Origin of the sequence: Candidatus Desulfatibia sp., from assembly GCF_036446775.1 — a bacterium.
GTDB lineage: Bacteria > Desulfobacterota > Desulfobacteria > Desulfobacterales > UBA11574 > Desulfatibia_A.
This window is the reverse complement of record NZ_JAZFTO010000362.1, coordinates 1-4,398: the sequence shown is the minus strand read 5'-3', so window position 1 is coordinate 4,398 and position 4,398 is coordinate 1. Positions and strand designations below refer to the sequence as shown.

Below are 4,398 nucleotides of genomic sequence, written 5' to 3'. Positions count from 1 at the left end.
AGGGGCTTAAACGCAGCGCGGAAATAAAGATAAACTAGAAATATATTTTTCAAGGCCTGAATATCCTTCCCTGAATTATGGAAGTCGGACTCCCATAATTCTCTTTAGTCTTTAATAATAGTTTCAAGCTTTTTTTTCATGACTTAACCGAAAACTAATTATGCAGTAGTGTGATTATAACATCTTTACCCCGTTAGAGCCCCGTGGTTTGCCGCGGGCCTGTCTGCCCGCACCTGTCTGCCGTTAGGTAGAAGAAGGTTTTTCCGTTAGAAGGGCGAAGGTCTTCTAACGGGGTTTAATAAATAGGATATTTTGTTGTTGCCTAATTTAACTTTCGAGATAGAGGGTCAGGTCCCCCCCCGTAAAACTTCATAACCTCACAAGTTTAAACCACGGGGCAGGCCAGTAAAACTTCATAACCTCGCAAGTTTAAACCACGGGGCCCCGTACCGTAGAATGGCACAAGAAGTATCGGGATCTCCGTGGAATCTATCCAGTCTTATACGGGACTACGACAGGCCAGTAAAACTTTGTCACGGGGTAAACTGGTTTCTTGCATTTTGATCAGTATTTTGTATGTTTTTTCCAGTAATCAGGTAAAATTTATATGCATATACATACTGAGAGTCTTTTTTCGCAATGATAGAATTAAATAATATCTCGAAAACCTTTGGCATGTCACAAGCCCTGAAATCTGTTACCCTCACGCTTCAGGCAGGTAAAACAACGGTACTCATCGGGCCGAGCGGCTGTGGAAAATCCACTCTCCTGCGGCTCATTATCGGACTTCTTGAGCCTGACAACGGCTCTGTCATATTCAGCGGAACACCGGTTGTACAGAAAAACGTTTTTTCCATGCGGAGAAAAATGGGGTATGTTATACAGGAAGGCGGCCTGTTTCCGCACCTTACGGCCCGCCAGAACATCATCTTAATGGCGCGCTATCTGAAGTGGAGCGTTCACAGCATTAAAAAAAGACTTGATGAATTGCTTGAGCTCACTCAATTCCCCCGTGACGGGCTGGAACGTTTTCCGGTACAGCTGTCCGGGGGCCAACAACAGCGGGTCAGCCTCATGCGTGCCCTGATGCTTGACCCTGATGTGCTCCTGCTGGATGAACCGCTTGGCGCGCTCGATCCGATGATTCGTGCTGATTTACAGACTGATTTAAAGGGGATTTTTCAAAGGTTAAAAAAAACCGTCGTGCTGGTTACACATGATATAGGTGAAGCAGGTTTTTTCGGAGATGAGATTATTTTGTTTCGGGAAGGGGAAATAATCCAGCAGGGAATTCTGGAGGATCTCATCTTGTCCCCGGCCGATCCGTTTGTTACACAATTCATTAATGCACAGCGCAGTTCCCTCGAAACGGTAAAAGGAGATAGCATATGAAATCTTTTCGGCATTATACCGTTATCCTGTTTGTGCTGGGCTCCTTAGTATTTTTCTCTCCTTTTGATGGTTATAGCGCATCAGACTCTCCTGTGAGGATTGGCTCGAAGAAATTCACTGAATCAGTAATCCTTGGAGAGATGATCGCCCATGTTATTGAAGACAGTGGTGCCCAAACAGTCCACCGCCGGGAACTGGGCGGCACACGCGTGCTCTGGGGTGCGCTTTTAAAGGGAGAAATTGACATCTATCCCGAGTATACCGGCACCATAAGCAGGGAAATATTTGCCGGGAAGGGAGTAGAGAGTGAGGAGGAAATTCGCACTGCCCTTGCCGAAGAGGGAATTCAGATGATCGGCCCGTTAGGGTTCAACAATACGTATGTGATAGGAATGATGCCCGAGGTTGCAGAACGGCTTGGGATTCAGAAAATCTCAGAGTTCCGGAAATATCCTGACCTCAAGTTCGGCTTTGGCAATGAGTTCATGGACCGTGGTGATGGCTGGCCGAGCCTGAAGGCCCGCTACGCTCTGCCTCAGCGGGATGTGCGGGGGATTGACCATGACCTTGGCTATCGAGGGCTGGAAAGCGGTGATATAGATGCGATGGATCTCTATGCAACAGACGCAGAAATACAGTATTACGGTTTAAAAACAATCGAAGATGACCTGAATCATTTTCCTGAATATAATGCATTTATACTGTATCGTGAGGATTTATCAATCCGGAATCCTCAGCTTGTATCTGCGTTAGCCCGCCTTAAGGGTCTGATTTCCGGGGCTGACATGATAAAGATGAACGCCCGGGCCAAACTGGATAAAATACCCGAGAGCAGGGTTGCATCGGATTTTCTTTCTGACCGCCTCTCTTTAAAAACAGTACGTGAAGAAGAAACTGCGGTCGAGCGGTTCTGGCGGCATACGACTGAACATCTCTTCCTGGTTTCAGTCTCACTGTTTGCCGCCATTTTCGTCTCAATACCGCTCGGTATTATCGCCGCAAAACAGCAAAAATTTGGACAGGTTGTGCTCGGTTTTGTAGGTATCATACAAACCATTCCCTCTCTGGCTCTTCTTGTATTTATGATCCCTCTTCTGGGTATTGGAAGCCCACCGGCGATTGCAGCACTGTTTTTCTACAGCCTTCTCCCTATTGTCCGGAATACCTTTACCGGCCTGCATGATATCCCCCTTCATATCCTGGAATCTTCAGAGGCGCTCGGCCTTTCTGCCGGAGCGCGGCTCAGAATTGTTGAACTCCCTATGGCGTCGCGGACAGTCCTGGCAGGGATAAAGACTTCGGCAGTCATCAATGTCGGAACTGCGACTCTCGGCGCTCTTATAGGCGCCGGAGGATATGGCCAGCCAATTCTGACGGGAATTCGCCTGGATGACGTTGGTCTGATTCTGCAGGGTGCGTTGCCGGCCGCAGGACTTGCACTGCTTGTGCAGGGAGGATTTGAGATTATCGAACGGATTCTTGTACCCAGGGGATTGCGCCTGAAAAAAGCAGCCTCGTAATCCGGCATTCCTTCAATAAATCCCCTTCAACTGATTGAAAAATATAATAATAATGGTGTTGAAAGTAATATCGGAGACTCTTGTCCGGCAGGAAATTATCATAATTCCTTGTTTTATAAAGCCTTTGGATTGCAAATAATTCTGTATTGCTGTATTATAATGAAACTCCATTGAGTATCAAGTCGCTCCCGCCTTCATTCAATCGCGTGGCTTAACTCAAACATTAAACAATTCCAGATAATTAGCGAAAGGGGAATAGTATGTTAAAAACGCATTACGAAATTGAGATTCCAGATCATGATTCCCGAACTTTAAGCCAGGATAAGGAATACTGCATTGTGAAAGATATAGAGAAGAATGAAACGCGCAGGATAGGGCTTCATGAGTACGGAAAAATATACGCGATACCAGGCTTATATGAGTACCTGTTTTATGACAAATTACAATGTAAGTCACCGGAAAAGGTCTGTGAGCTTTTGACAAAAGAGGTTGGCGAAAGCACAACAAATATCGAAGATCTTACTGTCCTGGATCTTGGCGCCGGCAATGGTATGGTAGGTGAGCGGTTACGGGAATGCGGGGTAAAAAATATTTATGGAGTTGATATTGAAAAGGAAGCAAAAAAAGCGATAGATCGGGATCGTCCAGATGTTTATGAAGATTATTTTGTAACAGATCTCATGAATACTCCGGATAACGTTCGGAGGGACCTGGAAGAAAAGTCATTTGACTGTTTGACCACGGTTGCAGCCCTTGGGTTTGGTGATATTCCGCCTAACGTATTTGCAGAGGGGTTTAATCTTATTTCTGTCTCCGGATGGATAGCGTTTAATATTAAGGAGACTTTTCTCTCTGACAATGACTCAACTGGATTTTCATGTCTTATCCACAGAATGATTGATAACGGTATTCTTGTAGTTCACTCACAGGAACGCTACAAACACAGGTTATCCATAACAGGAGAGCCGCTTTACTATATTGCAATTATAGGTGAGAAAATCGCAAATATCCCTGAATCCTGGTTAGAACCGAAAGTCCAAAAACATAATACCAAATGTAAAAAAAACCTGAATCCCCGTGCTCATAATACTGCGGCAGTCTGTTTTAGTAATCGTCTTACTTCAACTTATCCGCAAGAAATTCCTTAAAACGCTTCCAGGATTTTTTGTCTGCAGCTTTTTGATAACGGTTTCCATTAAAAACGGTAAAGGCATGACGCGCGCCACTATAAGTTATCATTTCGTGCACAACTCCAGTCGATTCCAGCGAGTATATTGGCCCGCCTGATCTCATAGTCTGTCAGACCGTCCCAGTCATGAATCAGCAAAACCAGAGGCGCCTGTTTGGCAGGACTAATGTAATACCCCTCATAAGATTTGCCATTGACCTGATACGTTACCGATGAGCCTTTGGCACCAAATACAATAGTTGAAAATGATAAAAGAAAAAATACTGAAATAAAATAGCGCATATAAAACCCTCCTTT

At 45.0% G+C, this 4,398-nt stretch carries 4 protein-coding genes and 1 pseudogene; 3 read left to right on the top strand and 2 right to left on the bottom strand.

Annotated features, from left to right (window positions below; all coding sequences use genetic code 11):
* The first annotated feature begins 639 nt into the window (after positions 1 to 639).
* From V3S16_RS16565 to V3S16_RS16555, 3 genes are all read left to right on the top strand, one after another.
* Positions 640 to 1,392, top strand: coding sequence for an ATP-binding cassette domain-containing protein (locus V3S16_RS16565; protein WP_413886950.1), 753 nt, complete (start codon positions 640 to 642; stop codon positions 1,390 to 1,392).
* Positions 1,389 to 2,912: a glycine betaine ABC transporter substrate-binding protein gene (locus V3S16_RS16560; protein WP_413886948.1), complete on the top strand. Its 1,524-nt coding sequence runs from the start codon at positions 1,389 to 1,391 to the stop codon at positions 2,910 to 2,912. Before V3S16_RS16565 ends, V3S16_RS16560 begins: the two co-directional genes overlap by 4 nt.
* Positions 2,913 to 3,172: 260 nt before the next feature.
* Positions 3,173 to 4,060, top strand: coding sequence for a class I SAM-dependent DNA methyltransferase (locus tag V3S16_RS16555; protein WP_413886946.1), 888 nt, complete (start codon positions 3,173 to 3,175; stop codon positions 4,058 to 4,060).
* Here the strand turns inward: V3S16_RS16555 and V3S16_RS16550 are convergent.
* A complete protein-coding gene (locus V3S16_RS16550) occupies positions 4,029 to 4,151 on the bottom strand; it encodes a dienelactone hydrolase family protein (RefSeq protein ID WP_413886944.1) in 123 nt (40 codons plus the stop codon). The genes V3S16_RS16555 and V3S16_RS16550 overlap by 32 nt on opposite strands.
* Positions 4,138 to 4,398 (bottom strand): annotated as a pseudogene (locus tag V3S16_RS16545) (hypothetical protein); the annotation flags it as partial. The gene V3S16_RS16550 and the pseudogene V3S16_RS16545, both read right to left, overlap by 14 nt.

Coding starts and splice junctions, on each gene's coding strand:
- V3S16_RS16565 (WP_413886950.1), top strand. CDS start 640: ATGATAGAATTAAATAATATCTCGAAAACCTTTGGCATGTCACAAGCC.
- V3S16_RS16560 (WP_413886948.1), top strand. CDS start 1,389: ATGAAATCTTTTCGGCATTATACCGTTATCCTGTTTGTGCTGGGCTCC.
- V3S16_RS16555 (WP_413886946.1), top strand. CDS start 3,173: ATGTTAAAAACGCATTACGAAATTGAGATTCCAGATCATGATTCCCGA.
- V3S16_RS16550 (WP_413886944.1), bottom strand. CDS start 4,151: ATGATAACTTATAGTGGCGCGCGTCATGCCTTTACCGTTTTTAATGGA.